Genomic DNA, 21,524 nt, shown 5'->3' with positions numbered 1-21,524 from the left:
GAACTTCGTGCAAGCACTTCCCCTGCGACCCCTGCTGGCCGTCGCCGGCGTGGCGGCACTGGCCGCCGGCTTGACCGCGGTGGCCACGTCCTCGGCCGGCGCGGCACCGACAGCCGCCCAGATCGCCGCCGCCCCCGACATCTCGGTGACGAACGTCAAGGCCCACCTCAGCCAGCTGCAGAGCATCGCCACCGCGAACGGCGGCAACCGCGCCCACGGCCGCCCCGGTTACCTCGCCTCGGTGACCTATGTGAAGGGTCTGCTCGACGCGGCCGGCTTCACCACGACCCAGCAGAGCTTCACCTACAACGGCGCCACCGGCTACAACCTGATCGCCGACTGGCCCGGCGGCAACACGAGCAACACCCTGATGATCGGCGCCCACCTGGACAGCGTGACGGCCGGACCGGGCATCAACGACAACGGCTCCGGCTCGGCCGCCAACCTGGAGGTCGCCCTCGCGGTGGCGCGCGCCGGCTACCAGCCCACCCGCCACCTGCGTTTCGGCTGGTGGGGTGCCGAGGAACTGGGCCTGCGCGGCTCGACCGCCTACGTCAACTCGCTGACCACGGCGCAGAAGGCCGCGATCACCGGTTACCTCAACTTCGACATGGTCGGCTCCCCCAACCCGGGTTACTTCCTGTACGACGGCGACAACTCGGACAACACCGGCTCGGGCCCCGGTCCCGCCGGTTCCGCGCTGATCGAGCAGACCCTGGCCGACTACTACACGACGATCGGCGTGCCGACCCGCGGCACCGACTTCGACGGCCGCAGCGACTACGGCCCGTTCATCTCGGCCGGCATCCCGGCGGGCGGCATCTTCACCGGCGCCGAGGGCCGCAAGACCGCCGCGCAGGTCACCCTCTGGGGCGGCACCGCGACGACGTTCGATCCCTGCTATCACGCGAGCTGCGACACCATCTCGAACATCAACGACACCGCGCTGGACCGCAACTCCGACGCGATCGCCTATACCGTGTGGACATTGTCAGCCGGCGGAACACCGCCGACCGGTTCGACCGTTTTCTCCGACACGTTCGAGACCGCAACGGGCTGGACCGCGGGCACCGCCGACACCGCGACCTCGGGCCGGTTCGAGCGGGGCACGCCGGGCGCGACCACCTCGAGCGGCGTGACGACCCAGCTGGGCACCCCCGCGGGAGGCTCCTATGAACTGGTCACCGGTGCGACGGCGGGGGCGAGTGCGGGCGCCGACGACGTCGACGGGGGGCTCACCACGATCCTGTCGCCGTCGATCACGCTCCCGACCGGAACGCTGACGCTGAGCCTCGCCTGGTACCTCGCGTACCTCAACAACGCGACCAGCGCCGACTACTTCCGCATCCGGGTCGTCTCCGGCAGCACCTCGACGACGGTCTTCACGCAGGCCGCCGCGGCCAGCAACAAGGCCGCCGCCTGGACGACCTCCACGGTGAACCTGTCCGCCTACGCCGGCCAGACCGTCCGCCTGGAGATCGGCGCCGCCGACACCGGCACCGCGTCGCTGGTCGAGGCCGCGGTCGACAACATCACCATCACGAGAAGCTGATCCACCGGGCCGGGAAGGCCGACATCCCCAGCAATTCGGGGATGTCGGCCTTTTGATAAATACGGGCATGAGAAGTCCCGTCGACGCAGTCCCGCCGACTGCGGCTCATTCTCCGCGCGCCCCCGCCGGGCGGGCCCGCGGCAAGATCAACGACACTCCGGCGTCGCGGAGACGACCCAGTTCCGGGTGGTCGGCGGGAACGTCCGTGACCACCCCGGCCACCTCGGACAGCGGCAGCACCCCGAACGGCGACGCCACCCCGACCTTCTCCGCACTGGCCAGCACATAGGTCTCGGCCGCCCGCGACGCCAGCACCCGTTTCATGGCCGCCTCGTCCGGATCACCGGTGGTCAGCCCGGCCCGATGATGAACCCCGGTCACACCGAGCAGAAAGACGTCCGCCGTGATCCGGGACGCGGCCTCGGTGGTAGCGGCCCCGGAGGTGACCGCCGAGTGCTTGAACAGCCGCCCACCCAGCACGTAGACGTCCACGGTGGGATGCGCGACCAGGGCGGCGGCCACCGTCGGGCTGTGCGTCACGATCGTGGCGGACAGGTCGGCCGGCAGCGCCGCGACCACGGCGAGCGCGGTGGTGCCCCCGTCGAGGATCACCGTGCCGCCGGCCGGGATCAGCGCCGCCGCGAGCCCCGCGACCCGGCGTTTGCTGTCGGCCGCCACCGTCGTACGCGTCGCGTAGTCGGCCTCCGCCGGCGCCGCCGGCAGCGCGCCGCCGTAGACCCGCTGGCACAGCCCGGCGGCGGCCATCTCGCGCAGGTCCCGGCGGATGTTGTCCTCGGCCACCCCGATCTCGGCGGCTATGTCCTTGGCCACCACCTTCCCGGTCGACCGCAGCCGGGCCAGGAGAAAGTCGCGCCGCTCGGCCGGGAGCATTACGTGTTCTTCCTTGTTCTTGTCGACTCTTGCACGTTTCGCAGTGTACGGTCCGATGCCATGACCACACCAGGGATCGACGTGCCGGATGCCCGCGGCCGCACCGCGCTCGACCGAACGGGCCGCGACCTGACCGGCAACCCGGACGTCGTGATCCGCGACGTCGAGCTGCTCGCGACGGCCTGGCACGTGCTGCGCCGCACCACCTACGACTACCGGCATCCGGACGGCCACTGGTCGCGGCAGCAGCGCGAGACCTACGACCGAGGCGACGGCGCGACCGTCCTGCTGTACGACCCGGAGCGCCGCACAGTGCTGCTGACCAGGCAGTTCCGCTATCCGGCATATGTCAACGGCCACCCCGACGGCATGCTCGTGGAAGCCGCGGCCGGCTTGCTGGACGACGACGACCCGGCGCAGGCGATCCGCCGAGAGGCCGCCGAGGAGCTGGGCGTGACCGTCGGCGAGCTGGAAGAGGTGTTCAAGGTCTGGATGAGCCCGGGTTCGGTCACCGAACGGCTGCACTTCTACGCGGCGCCGTACACCCCGGCCGACCGCACCGGCGCGGGCGGCGGCGTGGCGGCGGAGGGCGAGGACATCGAGGCGGTGGAGATCCCGTTCGACGAGGCCCTGAAGTGGATCGCCGACGGCCGCATCGCCGACGCCAAGACGATCATGCTGCTGCAGTGGGCCGCGCTGAGCGGCCCACTGAGCAACCGTTAGAACCGAGAACGTTAGAGCCACGAACGTTAGAGCCACGAACGTTAGAGCCACGAACGTTAGAGCCACGAACGTTAGAGCCACGAACGTTAGGGCCGCTAACGTTAGAGCTAGGAACGTTAGAGCTAGGAACGTTAGAGCTAGGAACGTTAGACCGGCCGGAGCGTCGCCCAGCCCTCGTCGCGGGCCCGGGCGGTGGCGAGCACGCCACCGACCGCCGCGGCGTTGGTGATCTCGCCGCGGAAGACCATGGCGACCGCCTCGTCGAGGTCGAACCAGGCCGTCTCGATGTCGGCCTCCTCGTCGGTGCGGTTGTGCCGGTCCGCGTCCGGCACCGGCGTCAGCTCGCGGGCCAGGAAGATCCGGATCGACTCGTCGGTGAAGCCGGGCGAGGTGTGCAGGTCGATGAGCAGGTCCCAGCGGCCGGCCCGCAGGTCGGCCTCCTCGGCCAGCTCCCGGGCGGCACCCACGACCAGGTCCTCGCCGGCCACGTCGCGCAGCCCGGCGGGCAGTTCCCACAGCCGCTTGCCGACGGCGTGCCGGTACTGGCAGATCAGCGCGACCCGCCCCACCTCGTCGATCGCGACCACGCCGACCGCACCCTTGGCCTGCACCACGTCCCGGTTCGCGGTGCTACCGCCGGACATGGTCACCTGGTCGGTGAAGACCGTGAAGATCGGCCCTTCGTAGCGCGAGGAACGGGAGACCGTCTCGTGCGCGAACCCGGTCATACCGTCTCGACCTCGACCGGGAGCTCGTCCGCCGCCGCGTACTCGACGGCGGCCTTGGCCAGGCCGTCGAAGAGCGGGTGCGGGCGGGTCGGCCGGCTCTTCAGCTCCGGGTGCGCCTGGGTGGCCACGAAGTACGGGTGCACCTCTTTGGGAAGCTCGATGAACTCGACCAGGCGCCCGTCCGGCGAGGTGCCGGAGAAGACCAGGCCGGCCTGCGAGAGCTTGTCCCGGTAGTCGTTGTTGACCTCGTAGCGGTGCCGGTGCCGCTCGGAGATCTCGGTCTCGCCGCCGTACACGCCGGAGACCACCGAGCCCTCCTTCAGCAGCGCCGGGTAGGCACCGAGGCGCATCGTGCCCCCCAGATCGCCCTTGCCGGCCACGATGTCCTGCTGATCGGCCATCGTGGAGATGACCGGGTAGGGCGCGCGCTCGTCGAACTCCAGCGAGTTGGCCCCGGTGAGCCCGGCCATGTTGCGGGCCGCGTCGATCGTCATGCACTGCAGGCCCAGGCACAGGCCGAGGATCGGGATCTGGTGCTCACGGGCGTACTTCGAAGTGTTGACCTTGCCCTCGATGCCGCGGACGCCGAACCCGCCCGGAATGACGATGCCGTCGACGCCCTTCAGGGCGACGGCGGCGCCCGCCATCGTCTCGCAGTCGTCGCTGGGCACCCAGCGCAGCTGGATCTTGACGTTGTTGGCGAAACCGGCGGCCCGGATGGCCTCGCTCACCGACAGGTACGCGTCGGGCAGGTCCACATACTTCCCGACCAGCGCGATCGTGATGGTCCGCTTCGGGTGGTGCACCCGGTGCAGCAGATCGTCCCAGGTCGCCCAGTCGACATCACGGAACGAAAGACCGAGACGGCGTACGACGTACGCGTCGAGGCCCTCGCGGTGCAGCACCTTGGGAATGTCGTAGATGCTCGGCGCGTCCGGGCAGGCGATGACGGCCTCGCGGTCGACGTCGCAGTAGAGCGCGAGCTTGTGCTTGAGCTTCTCCGGCAGCTCCCGGTCGCTGCGGCAGATCAGCGCGTCCGGCTGGATACCGATGTTGCGCAGCGCCGCCACCGAGTGCTGGGTCGGCTTGGTCTTCAGCTCGCCCGACGGCGCCAGGTAGGGCACCAGCGAGACGTGCAGGTAGAAGACGTGATCGCGGCCCACCTCGTGCCGCACCTGGCGGATCGCCTCGAGGAACGGCAGCGACTCCATGTCCCCGACCGTGCCGCCGACCTCGGTGATCACGACGTCCGGCACCCGGCCGGACTCGTCCGGGTCGGCCATCGCGAAGATCCGGCTCTTGATCTCGTTCGTGATGTGCGGAATGACCTGAACCGTGTCGCCCAGGTACTCGCCGCGCCGCTCCCGTGCGATGACCGCCGAGTAGACCTGCCCGGTGGTCACGTTCGCCTTGCCGGACAGCGACCGGTCGAGGAACCGCTCGTAGTGACCGACGTCGAGGTCGGTTTCCGCGCCGTCCTCCGTGACGAAGACCTCACCGTGCTGGAAAGGGTTCATCGTGCCGGGATCGACGTTGAGGTAGGGGTCGAGCTTCTGCATGACGACCCGCAGTCCGCGCGCGGTCAGAAGATTGCCGAGGCTGGAGGCGGTGAGGCCCTTGCCCAGCGAGGAGGCGACGCCCCCGGTGACGAAGATGTGCCGCGTGTCGCGCACTGATGAGGCCAACGCCCGCTCCCGTGGGTTGTCTGTAGATCCGACATGCAGACCGGGGCTCAGCGCCCCCCTCCACGGGAGTCCACCGTAACACCTGAGAACGCGGACGCACGTTGGGGCTGGTCGCAGCGCGTGTCAGTGTGCAGCTAAGTGATCTTCGTCGGATTTGCGTAATGCCGGACCACCCGGGCCGTCGGTCTCCCCCTCGGGCCGGGTGCGGTCGGCGGCGTGCAGCAGGACCCGCAGCGCGGTCAGCACCGCGACCGGAACCGCGAACGCGGCGGCCGCCCCGGCCACGGTCAGCGCCGAGCCACCGAGGACGCCGGCGATCGCGGTGGCGACGGTGGTGCCCGCCCCGGCCGCGCGGATCGCCGGGTGCAGCCCGAACAACCGGTTGAGACCGCCCCAGGGCGAGAACTGGCAGAAGGCCAGCATGACTATGCCGATCAGCGCCAGGATCGTCAGCGGGCTCTGCAGCAGGGTTTCCCCGTTGGCCGCGGCGGCGCGCTGCATGGCCGGGCCGCCGCTGCCGCCGGCGAGCTGGGTGAGGAACCGGCCGAGGCTGCCCTGTTCGAGTTCGGGCCGGCGCAGGTCCATCACCGCGAACCCGATCGTGACGCCGAGCCCGGCGAGGGCCGCCCAGGCGAATCGGGGGAACGTGAGCCAGCCGCCGGTGCTGATCGCGGCGGCCACGCACACCCCGGCGGTGACCGCGATCGCGCCGATCGGGTCGGCCCCCAGGTAAGGGCTGCCGACCATCACCACGCCGACCCCGCCGAGCAGCACGAAGATCACCGGCCGCCACGTCTTGGCCACCAGCTGCGCGAGGCAGCCGGCCAGCACGAGCAGCCCGGCGACGAAGACCCCGAGCCCGACGCCGCCCACCCCCGCGTACCGCGCGCCGGTGGTCGCCGAATACCCGGCCACGCCGTTGAGCTGCAACTGGGCGCCGGTGAGCAGATCCATACCGACCACGATGGCGCCGATCGCGGCCGCCGCGGCCAGCGGCCACAAAGTCCGCCGGTAGCGCGGCGAGGCCCGCACCAGGGCCGTCCCGGCGATGATCAGCGCGCCGGTGACCAGCCCGAACGCCCAGGCCGGGTGTCCTCCGCGCCACCACGGGGAGGCGTCGGCGAGCAGCGCGGCCGGGATGGCCAGCGCGGCGGCGATCAGCGCGAGCTCGACGACGGTGACGACCCGGGCCGAGGGCAGGGCCGGGCCCTTGGGTCCACTGTGCCGGCGGGCGCGGACCATCACCGGCACGATCAGCGCGTACAGCAGCAGGTCGAGGATGGCCACCACGGCGAAGAAGATCGCGGCGACGCCGCGCTGCGCGCTGGCCCGCCGGTCGGCGTCGTGGGTGCCCTGCACGGCGTCGGCGACATCGGCGGGTTTGCCCGGTACGACGGTGGCGGCCCGCCCGGCGAACAGCTTCTCCGGTGATGACTTGCCGAGCGCGGTGAGCACGGTCGGGGCCAGGTCGATCAGTTGCAGGTAGCCGTCCCGGCCGGTGCCGGTCGAGGTGAGCCAGCCGCCGTTCCAGCCCTCGCCCTCGGCGATCGCGACGTGCAGCCGGGAGCCCTGATCGGTGTCGGAGACACCGGCCACCAGCAGCAGCGACCGCTCGGGGCGGGCCGCGACGACCCGGGCCAGCACGGCGTCGGCCGCGGCGACGGCGGCCTTGCGGGACGCACCGGAACCGCTGATGGTGCCGAGGTCGACGAAGCTCAGGACGCAGTCGGACAGCAGGGTCTTGGGATCGTCCGGCAGCACCGCCGCGTACTGGTCGACGCGGCCGAACGGGCGGGCGGCCGCGATGGCGGCACCGGGACCGACCGCGACGGTGCAGCGCACCGACTCGGCGAGCGAGCCCGGCACCGCGCCGTACGGAAGCTTGTCCTGGTTGTCGCGGACGATGTTGCGCTGGTTGGTGATGTTGGCGCCGATCGCGTCCGGCTGGGTGAGCTCGGGCGCGGGCGCCTGGCAGGCACCGCCGGAGGCGCGCGGGTAGGCGGCGTAGTTGCCGGCGCCGAGCGTGAGCCAGCCGTCCGACGGGCAGGTGACACGCTGCGCCGAGCGCACCGACAGCCAGCCGATCGAGCCCTCGGTGGCCTCCTGCCACAGCGCCGGGGTGGTCTGCGGGTCGAGGTCGTCCCAGCGCAGCCCGGCGGCGCCGGCCACGATCACGTAGTCGACGGTCTGCTGCGACGGCCCGGCGGCCGGGCGGATGGCCAGGCCGGCCAGGCTCGCCGCGGCGGCCAGCAGAACCAGGGCGTACGGGACCCAGGTCGCGGCCCGCCGACCGGCCGGGATGTCGAACGGCCGGACCCGGCGGAGGCGGTCGAGTGCCCTCACCCGTGCGCCGTCACTTCGGCGTACACGGCCCGCACGTTCGCCACCGTGTCCGCCTCGGTCGGCCAGGTCGCGGCCTGTTGCAGGCCACGCTCGCGGTAGTCGGCGCGCATCGCCGGGTCGGCCAGCATCTCCCGCACGGCGGTGTCGAGCGCGTCCAGATCGCCGGGCGGGATCAGCACGGCCGCGTCGTCGACCAGGCCGGGCACGCCACCCACCGCGGTGGCGATCAGCGGCACGCCCGCGGTCAGCGCCTCCTGGGTGAACAGTTGCCGGGCCTCCCAGTCGCTGGTGACCACGGCCAGGTCGGCCCCGGCGAGCAGATCGGGCACGTCCTTACGATGCCCGAGCAGGTAGAACGGCGCGTGCCGTTCGGAGGAGCGCTGGGCCAGTGACATGTAGCTGGGCCCGGAGCCGGCCACCACGACCACCGGGGCCGGGTCCAGGTCACGCCACCGGGCGGCCGCGTCGACCAGCAGGTCGTAGCGCTTCTGCGGGTGCAGCCGGCCGACCGTGAGGATCATCGGGGTGTCCGGCTTGAGGCGGAACTCGGCCCGCACCGCGGCGCGGGTGCGCTTGGCCGGTTTGAGGGTGGGCGCGGCGACCGCGCCGAGCCGCACACTACGGGCGCCGACCGCGCGGGCCCGGTCGACCAGGTCGTCGGAGGCGCCGAGGGTGAGCGTGGCGCTGCGTGCGACGATCCGCTCGACCAGCGCCGACGCCTGCCCGCGCAGCCCCTTGGCGAGGACCGCGTTGTGCCAGGTGACGATCAGCGGCACACCCGGCCGGGCCAGCCCGGCGACGAAGCCGGCCCGCAGCCCGTGCGCGTGCACCACGTCGATCGGCCGGCCGGCGAGCGCGGCCTTGAGCTGCCGGACCGCGCCGGCGTCCTGCGCGCCGGGGTTGGCCGGGATCTCGACCGGGACGAAGGTGGCGCCACCGGCGGTGAAGCCGAACAGCTCATCGGTGGCGGCCGGGCCGCAGACCAGCACCTCGCAGCCGGCCGCACGCAGGCCCCGGGCTAGGGACGCGACGTGCTGCCCGATCCCACCGGTGCTGGAGGCCAGCACCAGCGCCACCGAGCCGCGCCAGCCGTCGTCCTCGATCACGCGTTCCCCTTCCGTGCGCCTTCGCGCCTTGTTCCCGGCGCCTCGGCGCCAAGTGCATGCGCCTGCGCGCCTGTCCCCTGCGCCTCGGCGCTAGTTGCGTGCGCCTGCCCGCTTGAGCCTGCGGACCAGCGGCGCGAGGTCGCGCCCGGCGAGCGGGTAGGCCACCGCGCCGAACACCAGAAGCACCGCGACGCCGCCGCACAGGCCTTGCACCAGTGCTAAATGTCCGGAAAATCCGACCACCGCTCGTCCGGCGAGCGCGGCGACTCCGGCGGCTACGATACCGACGACCGTCGCCCGGCCCAGCCCCGCCAGCGCTTCGGGCCCGGCATGCCGCCGCACCGCGAGAACGAGCAGCACCCCGAGCACGGTCATGCCGACCGCGCTGGCCAGCCCCAGCCCGACGACATCCGGGATGCCACCCCCACCGGCCGAGCCGAGCCCAAGAGCGTCCGACGCCCCGCCATCACCGGCCGAGCCGAGCCCCTGACCCCCCGACGTGCCACCCCCACCGGCCGAGCCGAGTCCAGAAACGCCCGACGTGCCGCCCCCATCGGCCGAACCGTCGCCGCGGAGACTTCCGGAGGCTGCCAGGAGCAGCGCCACCGCAGCGGCGACCAGCCAGCCCACCGCCGTGGAGACGGCCGCCGCGACCGTGGCCCCCCGTGCGTAGAGCGCCCGGGACAGCAGCGCGAACAGCGCATATCCGAAAAGCCCGGGCGCAAATCCGACAATCCCGTTTTCGGCGGGGACGGCGTCGATGAGGTGCGCGATCGGGCCGGCCAGCGCCACCAGGGCCGCCGCGCCGAGGCCGGCGAGCAGCGTCACGGTGCGCGCGGTCGCCGACAGCGACGAGCGGTAGGCCTCCTCGTCGCCGCGCGTGGCGGCCGCGGCGAGGGTCGGGTAGACCGCCGTCGCCAGCGGCACCGCCAGCACCGCCCACGGCAGCAGGAACACCGTCTGGGCGGCGTTGTAGGCGGTCAGCGCGCCGCTCACGGCCAGCGCGATCACCACGACCGTCATGATCTGCTGGGAACCCACGGTAACCGCGCCGGCCCAGCCGAGCCGCACCGCCTGCCGCCCCTCTCCGCCGGGAAAGCGCAGGGTGGGCCGCAGCGGCAGGTGCAGCCGCCGCAGCGGGATCAGCAGGCACAGGGCGAGAACGACGACACCCAGGCTGGTGCCCACCGACAGGGTGAGTTCACCGGTACGGGTGAGCCCGCCGAAGTCGCTCTTGGCCCCGTCGACCATCGCGTAGGTCAGGTAGGCACCCATCACGGTGACGCTGGACAGCAGCGGCGCGATCACCGGCCAGGCGAACCGGTGGTGCGCCTGCAGGACGCCGGTGAGCACGATCCCGATCCCGTAGAGCGGCAACTGCGGCGCGAAGACCCGCAGCATGCTCGCCGCGGTCTCCTGATGGTCGGGGGGCACATCGGGCAGCAGTCCGGCGATCGGGCCGGCCAGCAGGGCGACCAGCACCGCGAGCGGCACCATCAGCACGAGCACCCAGGTGAGCAGCGCCGAGGTGACCGTGCCGACCCGCTCGGTGTCCCCGGCGACCACGTGCCCAGCCAACAGCGGCACCACGAGGCTGGCCAGCGCGCCGCCGGCGACCAGCTCGAAGACGATGTTCGGGATGGTGTTGGCGGCGTTGTAGATGTTGGCGAGGTCGTGGATGCCGACGGTGTGCAGGAAGACGAAGGTGCGGGCGAACCCGGCGATCCGGGCGACGACCGTCAGGACGGTGATCAGCGCCGCGGCGCCGGCAAGCTTCGTCGCGGAGCGGGCCGTCACGCCGACCGGCGGCCGAGCTCGTCGAGCCGGCGCAGCCACGGGGTGTCGTTGATGACCTTGGTGAAGCTGACCTTCTCGCTGGCGGCGGTGAGCGCGGCGAGCCCGGCGAGTGCCGCGAACCGTCCCGCCGTACCGGTGCGGGCGGTCAGCGCCACGCCCAGCAGGGCGCCGAGCGCGTTGGCGCCCGCGTCGCCCAGCATGATCTCCTCGCCGAGGTCGTCCGGCAGCAGGGCGGCGGAGGCGCCCAGCGCGCCGGCCGCCACTCCCCCGCCCTTACCGAGTGCGAGGGGCGCACCGACCGCGACGCCGGCCTTGATCGCCCGGCCCGGCCGCAGGTCGAGCAGGTTGACGACGTTGGCCATCCCGGCGATCACCCCGGCGCCGAGCAGCACGTCGGTGCCGCGGCCGAGGAAGCTCGACCGGCGGCTGCCGATCAGGGCGGAGGCGGCCAGCCCGGCCGCGCCCACCCCGGCGATCTTGAGGAGGCCGCTGGTGACCTGGCCCTCGCGCAGCGCGCCGAGGTGCCCGGCGAAACCCTTGAACGCCTTCTGCTCGGGCCGGCCGCCGACGATGTCGTCGTAGAGGCCGACCGCGCCGGAGACGACGCCCGCGGTGACCACGGCGGCCGACACCCGGGCCGACGGGGCGCCGAGGGCCGCACCGGCGGTGGCGCCGAGAGCGAGGGCGGGACCGCCGGCCAGGCTGACCGTGCGGCCGTGGAAGTTCGTGCGGTCCAGCGCCGCCGACTTGGGGTCGCGACGGATCCAGGCGAGCGCGCCGCGGGCGGCGGATGCACCGACGCCGAACGACCGGAGGACTCCAGTGGCCATGGCTGGAAAGCTTAGTGGCCGACCGCTATGAGGCGGCCTTCGGCACCAGCGAGGAGGCGCCGGCGTTCAGGCCGTACTGGCCGACCTTGCCCTGCACCAGCCGCTCGGAGGTGACCATCGCGGTCGCGACCTGGCCCTGCACGGTGCTCGCGTTGTCCACCGTGGAGATGTCCTTGACCAGCGTCGGGTCGCCGCGGACCGCCGAGATCACGTTGCCGTCGCCGACCCCGAGACCGGCCACGACCAGCGGCTTGGCCTTGCTGAACTGGGTGGCCATGGTCACCCCGGCCGCGTTCTTCTTGGCCGCGTCCTTGTCGGTGTACGGCTCGCCGGAGATGATCACGGCACCTTCGGCGCCGCCCAGGGCACCCTTGTCGACCGAGATGTAACTGCCTTTGGTGTACGCCGTGAGCAGGGCCGTCACGTCGTTGGCGCTGGGCTGCTGGGTGCCGGTGTGCTGCAGCAGCGCCGAGGCGATCTGCGCACTCGCCGTCTCGACTCCGTCGCTGTTGAGCGGCAGGTTCTCCATCTGGATGCTCGGCTGGGAGGACTGCCCGGCCAGGTCGAGCAGCTCGATGTTCATGTTCGGGTCGAAGAACTTGTCCTGCACCGTGACCTTGGCGGTGACCGTGGCGCCGGCCACCTTCAGCATCGAGATGACCGCGTCGGCGAACTCGCTCGTGCCGGGCAGCGCGACCACCGCGAGCTTGCGGGTGGTGAGCTTGTCGGCCAGGTAGAACGGCGCGATCTCGGTGGCGAACTCCTGGCTGCGGTTGATCTCTTCGCGGTTCTGGTTGATCTGGTCGCGCTTGCTGCTGAGGTCTTTGTTCAGCGCGGTGATCTGGTTCTTCAGGTTGTCGGCCACCGGCCCGTTGAGCGCGGCGGTGCCGACGACCAGCCCGATGGCCAGGGCGAGGAAGACCGCCGTGAGCGACACGACGTGGTACCGGAAGTTGATCACGACAAAGCCCCGAAACTGCTAGAAGAGGTGGCCGAGCTGGAAAACCAGATTGTCCCACCACTCGGAAACCACGGTGAGGTACGCCTTGCCGACCGTGGACACGGCCACCGCCGAGGCCATCGCGGCGATCGCGGAGAGCACCAGGAGCAGCAGGGCCGACCCGGAGATGTTCTGCCGGTAGAGCCGGCTCACCCCCTTGGCGTCGACCAGCTTGCCGCCGACCTTGAGCCGGGTGAGGAACGTCGAGGCCATGCCGCCGCGGCCCTTGTCGAGGAACTCGACCAGGTTGGCGTGCGTGCCGACGGCGACGATCAGGGTGGCGCCCTTCTCGTCGGCGAGCAGCATCGCCAGGTCTTCGCTGGTGGCCGCGGCCGGGAAGGTCAGGGCGGCCACGTCGAGCTGGTGCACCCGCTCGAGGCCCGGCGCCCGACCGTCGGGGTAGGCGTGCACGACCACCTCGGCGCCGCAGCGCAGCACGTCGTCGGTGACCGAGTCCATGTCCCCGATGATCATGTCGGGGGTGTAGCCGTTCTCGACCAGCGCGTCGGCACCGCCGTCGACACCGATCAGCACCGGCTTGTACTCGTGGATGTACGGCCGCAGGACGTCCAGGTCGTCCTTGTAGTCGTAGCCACGCACCACGATCAGCACGTGCCGGCCGGCGATCTTGGTCTGCACGTCGGGCACGCCGACGCCGTCGAGCAGCAGGTCACGCTCCTGCTTGAGGTAGTCCATGGTGTTCGCCGCGAACGCCTCGAGCTGCACCGACAGGCCCTCGCGGGCGTCGGCCATGGAGGCCGCCACGGTGTCCGAGTCCTGCCGGACCCCGGACGCGACCGGCTCGCCGGCCAGCAGGACGGTGTCGCCCTCGACGGTGACCAGGTCGCCCTCGTGCAGCCGCTCGAAGACCTCCTCGCCGAGGTCGTCGACGAGCAGGACGCCGTTCTTGATCAGCACCTCGGGGCCCAGGTTGGGATAACGGCCGGAGATCGACGGCTTGGCGTTGAGCACGACGGCCACCCCGGCCGCGACCAGCGCGTCGGCGGCAACACGGTCGATGTCGACGTGATCGATCACGGCGATGTCGCCCGGTCGCAGTCGGCCGGTGAGCCGCTTGGTGCGGCGGTCGAGTCGGGCGGTGCCGGTGATCGCCTCAGGATCGAGGCTGCGGGCACGCCGTAGGGTGGGAAGTCGCATCCCGGCCATCCTGACATGCCGCGTCACCCGCCTCGCGAACGACATGCGCGATCTCCCCCACAATTGGGGCACAAGTTACAAATAGTCTTGGGCCCCGCTAGTCCCCCCGCTGAACCCGATCCGAGTCAGCCTCTCTTTTCCCGACCGGCCACTGCCAGCAGCTCCTCGGCGTGCGCGATGCCCAGGTCGGAATCGGGCAGGCCGGCCAGCATCCGGGAGAGCTCACGAGCGCGTTCGGTCTCCTCGACGATACGCACCCCGCTTGTGGTGATCGCACCGCTGGTGTCCTTGGCGACCACCAGGTGCCGGTCGGCGAACGCGGCCACCTGCGGCAGGTGGGTGACGACGAGAACCTGGTGGGTGCGGGCGAGCCGGGCCAGCCGCTTGCCGATCTCGACCGCCGCGGTGCCGCCGACACCGGAGTCGACCTCGTCGAAGACCAGCGTCTCGGGACCACCGGCGCCGGCGAAGACCACCTCGATGGCCAGCATGACCCGGGACAGCTCGCCGCCGGACGCGCCCTTCTGCAGCGGCAGGGACGGCGCACCGGGGTGGGCCAGCAGCCGGAGCTCCACCTCGTCGGCGCCATCCGGGCCGACCGCCACGTCGACGCCCTCGTGCGACAGAACGGGCTCGTCCTTGGCGGCTTGGCGCGGGACGACCGCGACCTCGACGCGGGCGTGCGGCATCGCCAGGCCGGCCAGCTCGACGCTGACCGCCTCGGAGAACCGCACGGCCGCCTCGGCGCGAGCCGCGGTCAGCCGCCCGGCGAACTCGCCCACCTGGGCGGCCAGCCGCTGCCGTTCCTTGTCGAGCTCTTCGAGCACCTCGTCGGAGGTGTCCAGCACGGCCAGCTTGGTGCGGGCCTCCTCGGCCCAGGCGATGACACCGTCGACGTCGTCCGCATATTTCCGGGTGAGGCCGCGCAGCTCGGCCCGCCGCTCGTAGATCTGCTCGAGACGGGCCGGGTCGGCGTCGAGCGACATCAGATAGGCCGACAGCTCGGCCGAGACGTCGCCGATCAGGCTCGCCGCCTCCTCCAGCCGGGCGGCCAGGTCGGCCAGCGACGGGTCGACCGACGACTGCGCCTCCAGGGTGCGGCGGGCGGTGCCGAGCAACTGGGTGGCGTCGGGGACGTCATCGGTGGCCTCGGCTCCGGCGGCCAGCGCCTGGGCCGCGGTCGCCGCGGCGATCCGAAGGCCCTCGGCGTGCTCGAGGCGCTGCACCTCGGCGCGCAGCTCCTCCTCCTCGCCCGGCTGCGGGTCGACCCGGGTGATCTCGTCGAGGCCGAGCTTGAGCAGGTCGGCCTCCTGCGAGCGGGCCCGGGCGTTGCGCCGGCGGTCGGCCAGGTCTTCCACCACGGCCCGCCAGCGGGTGAACACCTCGCGGTAGGTGTCGAGAAGTTTCTCGTGCTCGGGGCCGGCGAACCGGTCGAGCGAGCCGCGCTGCTCGGCCGGGCGCAGCAGGCGCAGCTGGTCGGACTGGCCGTGCACGGCCAGGACCTGGTCGCCCACCTCGGACAGCATCGCGACCGGCATGCTGCGGCCGCCGACGTGCGCGCGGGACCGGCCCTCGATGGTGACGGTGCGGCTGAGCAGGACCGAGCCGTCGTCGTCGATCTCGGCGCCGGCCTCGGTGATGCGCTGCTGCAGGGCGTCGGCCAGCGGGCCGCCCAGTCGCAACCGGCCCTCGACGACGGCACGGCCGGGGTCGGCACGCACCCGCCCGGCGTCGGCCCGGCCGCCGAACAGCAGCCCGAGCCCGGTCACGACCATGGTCTTGCCCGCACCGGTCTCACCGGTGATGACGTTCATACCCGACGTGAGCTTCAGCGTCGTGTCGTCGATGACGCCGAGCCCGGTGATACGCAACTCCTCCAGCACAGCGCAGACAGTATCGGCCCCCACCGACAATTGCCCAGCGCGATCACCTTCGATTGCCGCGCCAGCCCTCCACCGGGAGAGCGAACTTGGCCACCAGCACGTCGGTGAACGGTTTCGGCGCCAGCCGCACCAGGCGGACCGGGAGCTGCCCACGCTCCACCGTGACCTTCGCGCCGGGCGGCAGGTCCCAGGTGCGGCGGCCGTCGCAGCAGAGCACCGCGAACGACGTGTACGGGTCGACGGTCAGCACGAACGACGACGTCGGCGCGGTGACCAGCGGCTTGGAGAACAGGGCGTGCGCACTGATCGGCACCAGCAACAGCGCCTCCACCTCGGGCCACACCACCGGGCCACCGGCCGAGAACGCGTACGCCGTCGAGCCGGTCGGGGTCGCGCACACCACGCCGTCGCAGCCGTAGCGGGCCAGCGGCCGGCCGTCCACGTCGACCAGCAGCTCGAGCATCTGCGCCCGCTGCCCCTTCTCGACGCTGACCTCGTTGAGCGCCCACGAATCGGCGATCAGCCGGCCGTCGTACTCGGCGCGGACGTCGAGCGTGAGCCGCTCGTCCACCTTGTACGTCCCGTTGACGATCTCCTGCACGGCCAGTTCGATGTCGGCGACCTCGGCCTCGGCCAGGAAGCCGACGTGACCCAGGTTGATGCCGAGCAGCGGCGCCTTCACCGGCCGGGCCAGCTCGGCCGCCCGCAGGAACGTGCCGTCACCACCCAGGGCCAGCACGATCTCGACCCCCTCGGCCGCGGCCAGGCCACTGACCGGCGTGACCTCGGGCGGCAGGTCGAGGTCAGCCACCTCCTCGGCGACCACCCGTACCTCGAAGCCGGCGCTGAGCAGGTCCCGGACCACCGTTTCGGCGTGCTGCAGACTCTGCCGACGACCGGTGTGCGTTACCAGCAAGGCCGAGCGCATCATTCAATCTCCTTCAGGAGCGGCCGGGGCAGGATCGCCAGAAACTACCTCCCCGGACGGCCCGGCGGCGACCACTCGATCGATCTCCGCACGATCGGCGGGTGGTGCGTCCCGGCGGAACCAGACGAAGAACTCGACGTTGCCGCTCGGCCCCGGCAGCGGCGACGCGGTAACTCCGGCGACGCCGAGACCCAGCACGGCGGCGGCCCGGGCCACGTCGGCCACGGCTTCGGCCCGCAGCGGCCAGTCGCGCACCACTCCGCCCGCGCCGACCCGTTCCTTACCCACTTCGAACTGTGGTTTCACCATCAGCGCGAGGTCACCGTCACCGGCCGTGCAGGCGGCCAGCGCGGGCAGGACCAGCCGCAGCGAGATGAAGGAGAGATCCGCCACAGTGAGCCCGACCGGGCCGCCGATCGCCTCCGGCGTCAGGGTCCGCACGTTGGTGCGTTCCATGACGACGACCCGTTCGTCGTTGCGGATCGGCCAGGCCAGCTGGCCGTAACCGACGTCGACCGCGACCACCTGGGCCGCCCCGGCGCGCAGCAGCACGTCGGTGAAGCCGCCGGTGGAGGCGCCCGCGTCCAGGCAGCGCCGGCCGGTGACGGCCAGGCCCCTCGGCCCGAACGCGGCGAGCGCGCCGAACAGCTTGTGGCCACCCCGCGACACGTACTCGGTGGCCGGGTCCTCGCCGGTGACCAGCACCGGGTCGGCCGGGTCGATCATGGCGGCAACCTTGCGGGCCACCGTTCCGCGCACCTGCACCCGGCCGGCCTCCACCAGGGTGGCGGCCTGTTCCCGGGAGCGGGCCAGCTTGCGACGCACGAGTTCGGCGTCGAGTCGAGCACGCCGGGCCATCAGCCCTCGATGCTCGACAGGGTTTCCTGCAGCACCTGGTGCGCGGCCTCGTAGGCGGCGATCTGCTCACCGGGCGCCAGCTGGGCCGCGTTGGCGAGCGACCGCAGCACGGCGTCCACCGCCGGATGCCCGGTCTCCTCGACGATCCCCCGCTCGGCGGCCACGCCGCTCTCGGCGTACGGCTGCGGGCCGGGTTGTTGGGTGTTGATCTGCTGGGGGTTGATCTGCGGGGCCGGCGGGCCGGGCCGGAAGCCACCCGGCGCCGGCGGACCGGGCCGGAAAGCGCCGGGCATCGGCCCGGGACGCGGTCCCGGCTGCGGCGAATGCGGGAAGGTCAACTCAGGCCTCCGGGTTCGTCGGCGCGGCCTTCGTGGCCGCCTTCTTCGCGGGCGCCCGCTTGGCCGGCGCGTTGCTCGCGGCGGTCTTCTTCGCCGGCACACTCTTCGCGGCGGCGGTCTTCGCCGGCGCCTTCTTCGCGGGGACGGTCGCCGCGTCAGCCGGCGCGAGGCCGAAAGCCGCCACGGCCTCGGCGGCCGGCGTCGCGGCCGACGGGAGCTCGACCGCTTCCGCGGCCGCCTTGACCTCGGCGACCGGCGACTCGGCCAGGCCGGGCGCCTTCTTCACGGCCTTCTTAGCGACGGCCTTCTTCGCCACCTTCTTGACCGGCACGGACGCCGGCGTGGTGGGCACCGCCTCGGGCTGCACCGCCGCGACGTTCACCGCCGGGGTCGCCGGCTTCGTGCCGGCCGCCGGCATCGCGTTCGGCGTGGCCTTCACGGCCTTCTTCGCCACCGCCTTCTTCGCCACCTTGCGCGGCAGCGGCGCCGGCTTCTCCAGCCGGCTGCCCTCCGGCTCGGTCGCGCCGTCCGCCTTCGCCTGCGCCGCGCGCAGTTCCTTCTCCAGATCGCGGACGCGGGTGGTCAGCTCGGTGACCTCCTCGGCCGTGGCCAGGCCGACGACGCCGAGTGCCTTGTCCACCTCGTAGCGCACGATGTTGGTCAGCGCCTCGCGGTTGGCCATGCCGGTCGACATCAGGTCTTCGACCAGGCCCTGCAGCTGCGTCGCCGTGGCCTCGCCCCGGTTGACCAGGTCGCCCACCGCTTTCTGGGCACGCTTACGGGGTGCTTCGGTCAGTCCGAGCGCCATCTCCAGATACGCCCGCCATGCGTCCGGCATGATTCCGGTCCTCTCCGTATCTCCCGTGAACGGCTTCCCGCCGGGTGCCACGCTACCGGGCGGTTCGCACGCCGTCGTGAGGTACGGTGCGGTACGGCGGGCGGTGTCGCGAGGAAAGGTAGTTGGATGGCCACGGTGGACGAATGCCGGCAGGCGCTGCACGACCTGGCAGCACGACTCGAACGCAACGCCGAGGCACGCGGCAAACTCGACCTCGACCGCACCCTCGCGGCCCGGGTCACCGACCTCGGAGTGGCGTTCCACGCCCGGCTCAAGGACGGGTTGCTGATCGACATCGCCGACGGCGACGACCCCAAGGCGAAGATCGCGCTGATCGCCGCGAGCGACGAGCTGATCGCGCTGATCGGCGGGAAACTCGACGTGACCAGGGCGATCGCGTCCCGCCAGATCGCCGTCAAGGCCAACCCGTTCGACCTGCTCAAGTTGCGGAAACTGCTCTAGCGCGCGGCGGCCAGCCGATCCAGTCCGGCCAGCACCTGGTCGGCGGCCTGGGTGGCCGCGCTCAGCTGCTCGGTGACCTCGGCCAGCACCCGGGCCTGCTCCTCCACCGACCGGGCGATGGTGATCTGCCCCTCGTGGATGTCGCCGACCGCGTCCGAGGTGGTGGCGAACGTCTGCGCCACGTCGTCCGTCTCGGCGACGATCGCGGTGATCACCTGGTTGACCCGCTCGACCGAGGTGGCGGTCTCCCGGGCCAGATCCTTGACCTCGCTCGCCACGACCGCGAAGCCCTTGCCGATCTCCCCGGCCCGAGCCGCCTCGATGGTCGCGTTGAGCGCGAGCAGGTTGGACTGGTCGGCGAGCGACGCGATCAGCGCGTTCACGTCGGCGATCTCGCCGACCGAGCGCTCCAGCGCACGCACCTTGTCGCCGGCCGAGCGGGCCGACGCCATGCCGCCGGCCGCGGTGCCGGCCGCCTGGCCGGACCGTTCCGCGATGTCCCGTACGGACGTGGTCAGCTCGCCGAGCTGGCGGTCGACGGCGGCGACGGCCCGGATCGCGGCGTGCGCCTCGGTGCTGATCACCTGCACGTCCGCGGTGATCCGGCGAGTGGTCTCGGCCGCCTCGTCGGAACGCTGCCGCAGGTCGGCCGCCGCCCGCTCGCGGGCGACCAGCTCGGCCTGCTCGGTGGCCCGGCGGGCCTCATCGGCCTGCGCGGCCAGCACCTCGTTCTCCCGCTCGGCCATCTCCGCGAAGTGCCAGAAGATCACGATGCCGGTGACCTCGACCGCGGCCAGCCCGGCGTGCAGCGCGACCTGCCCCAGCGCCGCACCACCGGACATGTGGTGCACGCCGAACACCCGTTCCGGGTTGATCAGGCCCAGCACCCCGTGGTGCACCACGACGACGAGCACCGAGGCGATCAGCGGCGCCCACTGCTGGTAGAGCGCCACGAAGATCAGAATCGCGTAGAGGTGGATGTGCGTCGACATGGCCCCGCCGGACAGCTCGATCGCCACGAACGTGCAGGCGATGAGCCCGACGCTGGTCACCGTCGACCGGCCGCCGATGCTCGCCGGCATCCGGCTGCCCGCGGCGATGGCGGCGATGGCCAGCGGCAGCAGGATCGCCTCGGCCGTCGACCGCGGCCCGAGGATGCCGAGCAGCAGGAAGACCGGCACGTGCAGCCAGAGCAGCCCGGAGACGATCCGATGACGGTCCCGCCACGAGGCCTCGGAAAGCCGCGCACCGCGAGGCAGGTTGTCGAAAGCGCCCGGCATCCCTCGATCATCGGCTTTCGCACCGACCGCCGAGCGAAGTTCGGAAATCCTAAAGGCCCCACTTTTTCAGCAGGTCGGTCGCTTCCGGCGAGTCCGCCGTCAGCTCCTCCAGCGGTACGCCGTCCCAGACGGTCCCGCACAGCAGACGCAGCGCCGTCACCGGATCACCCGAACCCGACAGCGTGGAACCGTCCACCCGCCAGCCGCCCGCCTCCGTCGCCCGCAGCGGCAGCCGGGCCTCGTCGGCCGGCCGGAACAACCCGCTCAGGTCGGCCGACACGAAGGTGGGGCGCCGCTCCGGCGGGGCGGCCAGCAACTCGGCCGGCCCGCTCACACCGGTGAGCACCAGCATGCTGTCCATGCCGGCCCCGACCGCACCCTGGATGTCGGTGTCGAGCCGGTCGCCGACCGCGAGCGGCCGTTCCGAGTTCGACAGCGACGCCGCCGTGGTGAACAGGCCCGGTTCCGGCTTGCCGACGACCAGGTCCGGTTCGCGGTCCAGCGCCGTACGCAGGACCGCGACCAGCGAGCCGTTGCCCGGCAGCGGACCGCGCGGGCTGGGCAGGGTGCGGTCGGTGTTGGTGGCCACCCAGGTGGCACCGGCCCGCACCGACAGCGCCGCCTCGGCCAGGATCTGCCAGCCGACCTCCGGCCCGTAGCCCTGCACGACCGCGACCGGCTTGTCCTCGAACGTGGCGACCGGGGTCAGGCCGACCTCGCGGACCTCGGCCCGCAACGCCTCGGCCCCGACCACCAGCACCGGCGACCCGGCCGGGAACCGCTGGGCGAGAACCGCCGCGGCGGCGCCGGCCGAGTTGAGCACCTCGTCCGGCTCCGCCGGGACACCCATGCCGGTGAGCAGGGCGGCGACATCGGCCGCCCGGCGAGAGGCGTTGTTGGTCGCGTACGCCACCGGGGTGCCGTCCGCGCGCAACCGCTCAACCGCTTCGGCCGCGCCCGGAATCGGCTTGTCGATGAGGTACACGACCCCGTCCAGGTCGAAGATGACCAGGTCGTAGCCGCTCGCCAGCTCGTCGCTCACTCCTGGGGCCGCTTTCCGGCCTCGGCGACGAACTCGTCCCCTTCGGCCTTCTCCTCGTCCGCGTCGCTCTTCTTCGCCGCGG

Annotated in this window: 19 protein-coding genes; 3 read left to right on the top strand and 16 right to left on the bottom strand. The window is 72.1% G+C overall.

Annotated features, from left to right (window positions below; translation table 11 throughout):
- The first annotated feature begins 7 nt into the window (after window positions 1-7).
- On the top strand, window positions 8-1,552 hold the full coding sequence (locus tag Ato02nite_RS40595; RefSeq protein ID WP_438873110.1) for a M28 family metallopeptidase: 1,545 nt from the start codon (window positions 8-10) through the stop codon (window positions 1,550-1,552).
- Window positions 1,553-1,657: 105 nt separating this feature from the next.
- On the opposite strand, the gene Ato02nite_RS40590 is transcribed toward Ato02nite_RS40595, so the two are convergent.
- A complete protein-coding gene (locus tag Ato02nite_RS40590; protein ID WP_213012025.1) occupies window positions 1,658-2,443 on the bottom strand; it encodes a DeoR/GlpR family DNA-binding transcription regulator in 786 nt (261 codons plus the stop codon).
- A 60-nt stretch (window positions 2,444-2,503) separates the two neighbouring features.
- Between Ato02nite_RS40590 and Ato02nite_RS40585 the strand changes: the two genes are divergently transcribed.
- The gene (locus tag Ato02nite_RS40585) at window positions 2,504-3,166 is read left to right on the top strand and encodes an NUDIX domain-containing protein (protein WP_213012024.1); all 663 of its coding nucleotides are present in this window, start codon (window positions 2,504-2,506) and stop codon (window positions 3,164-3,166) included.
- 146 nt (window positions 3,167-3,312) lie between these two features.
- Here the strand turns inward: Ato02nite_RS40585 and Ato02nite_RS40580 are convergent, their stop codons facing one another.
- The 13 genes from Ato02nite_RS40580 to Ato02nite_RS52710 form a co-directional block, all read right to left on the bottom strand.
- Window positions 3,313-3,894 carry an NUDIX domain-containing protein gene (locus tag Ato02nite_RS40580; RefSeq protein WP_213012023.1) on the bottom strand — a complete coding sequence of 194 codons (582 nt, stop codon included), beginning with the start codon at window positions 3,892-3,894 and terminating at the stop codon, window positions 3,313-3,315.
- A complete protein-coding gene (gene pyrG, locus Ato02nite_RS40575) occupies window positions 3,891-5,579 on the bottom strand; it encodes a CTP synthase (protein WP_213012022.1) in 1,689 nt (562 codons plus the stop codon). The genes Ato02nite_RS40580 and pyrG overlap by 4 nt, the downstream gene beginning before the upstream one ends.
- Before the next feature lie 123 nt (window positions 5,580-5,702).
- Window positions 5,703-7,922: a hypothetical protein gene (locus Ato02nite_RS40570; RefSeq protein ID WP_246608007.1), complete on the bottom strand. Its 2,220-nt coding sequence runs from the start codon at window positions 7,920-7,922 to the stop codon at window positions 5,703-5,705.
- The gene (locus tag Ato02nite_RS40565) at window positions 7,919-9,028 is read right to left on the bottom strand and encodes a glycosyltransferase family 4 protein (protein ID WP_213012021.1); all 1,110 of its coding nucleotides are present in this window, start codon (window positions 9,026-9,028) and stop codon (window positions 7,919-7,921) included. The genes Ato02nite_RS40570 and Ato02nite_RS40565 overlap by 4 nt, the downstream gene beginning before the upstream one ends.
- A 90-nt stretch (window positions 9,029-9,118) precedes the next feature.
- Window positions 9,119-10,864 (bottom strand): murein biosynthesis integral membrane protein MurJ, encoded by a 1,746-nt coding sequence (murJ, locus tag Ato02nite_RS40560; RefSeq protein ID WP_281419888.1) that lies wholly within the window; start codon window positions 10,862-10,864, stop codon window positions 9,119-9,121.
- The gene (locus tag Ato02nite_RS40555; RefSeq protein ID WP_213012020.1) at window positions 10,822-11,655 is read right to left on the bottom strand and encodes a hypothetical protein; all 834 of its coding nucleotides are present in this window, start codon (window positions 11,653-11,655) and stop codon (window positions 10,822-10,824) included. Before Ato02nite_RS40555 ends, murJ begins: the two co-directional genes overlap by 43 nt.
- A 25-nt stretch (window positions 11,656-11,680) precedes the next feature.
- Entirely contained in the window at window positions 11,681-12,616 is a 936-nt protein-coding gene (locus tag Ato02nite_RS40550; RefSeq protein ID WP_213012019.1) for a copper transporter, read from the bottom strand.
- Between the two features lie 18 nt (window positions 12,617-12,634).
- Window positions 12,635-13,813, bottom strand: a complete 1,179-nt coding sequence (gene steA / locus Ato02nite_RS40545) for a putative cytokinetic ring protein SteA (protein ID WP_203814652.1) — start codon at window positions 13,811-13,813, stop codon at window positions 12,635-12,637.
- A 125-nt stretch (window positions 13,814-13,938) separates the two neighbouring features.
- On the bottom strand, window positions 13,939-15,696 hold the full coding sequence (gene recN / locus Ato02nite_RS40540) for a DNA repair protein RecN (RefSeq protein WP_213012018.1): 1,758 nt from the start codon (window positions 15,694-15,696) through the stop codon (window positions 13,939-13,941).
- A gap of 43 nt (window positions 15,697-15,739) precedes the next feature.
- Window positions 15,740-16,627, bottom strand: a complete 888-nt coding sequence (locus tag Ato02nite_RS40535) for an NAD kinase (protein WP_213012017.1) — start codon at window positions 16,625-16,627, stop codon at window positions 15,740-15,742.
- The gene (locus Ato02nite_RS40530; RefSeq protein ID WP_213012016.1) at window positions 16,628-17,482 is read right to left on the bottom strand and encodes a TlyA family RNA methyltransferase; all 855 of its coding nucleotides are present in this window, start codon (window positions 17,480-17,482) and stop codon (window positions 16,628-16,630) included.
- Complete coding sequence (locus Ato02nite_RS40525) at window positions 17,482-17,775, bottom strand: hypothetical protein (RefSeq protein WP_213012033.1); 294 nt, start codon at window positions 17,773-17,775, stop codon at window positions 17,482-17,484. The genes Ato02nite_RS40530 and Ato02nite_RS40525 overlap by 1 nt, the downstream gene beginning before the upstream one ends.
- Window positions 17,776-17,821: 46 nt before the next feature.
- Window positions 17,822-18,658 carry a phasin family protein gene (locus Ato02nite_RS52710; protein WP_281419887.1) on the bottom strand — a complete coding sequence of 279 codons (837 nt, stop codon included), beginning with the start codon at window positions 18,656-18,658 and terminating at the stop codon, window positions 17,822-17,824.
- A 126-nt stretch (window positions 18,659-18,784) separates the two neighbouring features.
- On the opposite strand from Ato02nite_RS52710, the gene Ato02nite_RS40510 reads away from it, so the two are divergent.
- Window positions 18,785-19,120, top strand: coding sequence for an SCP2 sterol-binding domain-containing protein (locus tag Ato02nite_RS40510; protein WP_213012015.1), 336 nt, complete (start codon window positions 18,785-18,787; stop codon window positions 19,118-19,120).
- Here the strand turns inward: Ato02nite_RS40510 and Ato02nite_RS40505 are convergent.
- Complete coding sequence (locus Ato02nite_RS40505) at window positions 19,117-20,400, bottom strand: methyl-accepting chemotaxis protein (RefSeq protein WP_213012014.1); 1,284 nt, start codon at window positions 20,398-20,400, stop codon at window positions 19,117-19,119. The two genes, Ato02nite_RS40510 and Ato02nite_RS40505, sit on opposite strands and share 4 nt — an antisense overlap.
- Window positions 20,401-20,449: 49 nt before the next feature.
- Window positions 20,450-21,442 carry an HAD-IIA family hydrolase gene (locus Ato02nite_RS40500; RefSeq protein WP_213012013.1) on the bottom strand — a complete coding sequence of 331 codons (993 nt, stop codon included), beginning with the start codon at window positions 21,440-21,442 and terminating at the stop codon, window positions 20,450-20,452.
- Window positions 21,443-21,524 lie beyond the last annotated feature (82 nt).

The sequence above is a fragment of the Paractinoplanes toevensis genome (assembly GCF_018332695.1).
Lineage (GTDB): Bacteria > Actinomycetota > Actinomycetes > Mycobacteriales > Micromonosporaceae > Actinoplanes > Actinoplanes toevensis.
The sequence above is the reverse complement of the archived record's forward strand: the minus strand, read 5'-3'. Positions and strand labels throughout refer to the sequence as shown.

Excerpts from the sequence above, each read along its gene's own strand:
- Ato02nite_RS40590 (WP_213012025.1), bottom strand. The coding sequence starts at position 2,443 with ATGCTCCCGGCCGAGCGGCGCGACTTTCTCCTGGCCCGGCTGCGGTCG.
- Ato02nite_RS40585 (WP_213012024.1), top strand. The coding sequence starts at position 2,504 with ATGACCACACCAGGGATCGACGTGCCGGATGCCCGCGGCCGCACCGCG.
- Ato02nite_RS40580 (WP_213012023.1), bottom strand. The coding sequence starts at position 3,894 with ATGACCGGGTTCGCGCACGAGACGGTCTCCCGTTCCTCGCGCTACGAA.
- Ato02nite_RS40555 (WP_213012020.1), bottom strand. The coding sequence starts at position 11,655 with ATGGCCACTGGAGTCCTCCGGTCGTTCGGCGTCGGTGCATCCGCCGCC.
- steA (WP_203814652.1), bottom strand. The coding sequence starts at position 13,813 with ATGCGACTTCCCACCCTACGGCGTGCCCGCAGCCTCGATCCTGAGGCG.
- Ato02nite_RS40535 (WP_213012017.1), bottom strand. The coding sequence starts at position 16,627 with ATGATGCGCTCGGCCTTGCTGGTAACGCACACCGGTCGTCGGCAGAGT.
- Ato02nite_RS40530 (WP_213012016.1), bottom strand. The coding sequence starts at position 17,482 with ATGGCCCGGCGTGCTCGACTCGACGCCGAACTCGTGCGTCGCAAGCTG.
- Ato02nite_RS40525 (WP_213012033.1), bottom strand. The coding sequence starts at position 17,775 with ATGCCCGGCGCTTTCCGGCCCGGTCCGCCGGCGCCGGGTGGCTTCCGG.
- Ato02nite_RS52710 (WP_281419887.1), bottom strand. The coding sequence starts at position 18,658 with ATGCCGGACGCATGGCGGGCGTATCTGGAGATGGCGCTCGGACTGACC.
- Ato02nite_RS40510 (WP_213012015.1), top strand. The coding sequence starts at position 18,785 with ATGGCCACGGTGGACGAATGCCGGCAGGCGCTGCACGACCTGGCAGCA.
- Ato02nite_RS40505 (WP_213012014.1), bottom strand. The coding sequence starts at position 20,400 with ATGCCGGGCGCTTTCGACAACCTGCCTCGCGGTGCGCGGCTTTCCGAG.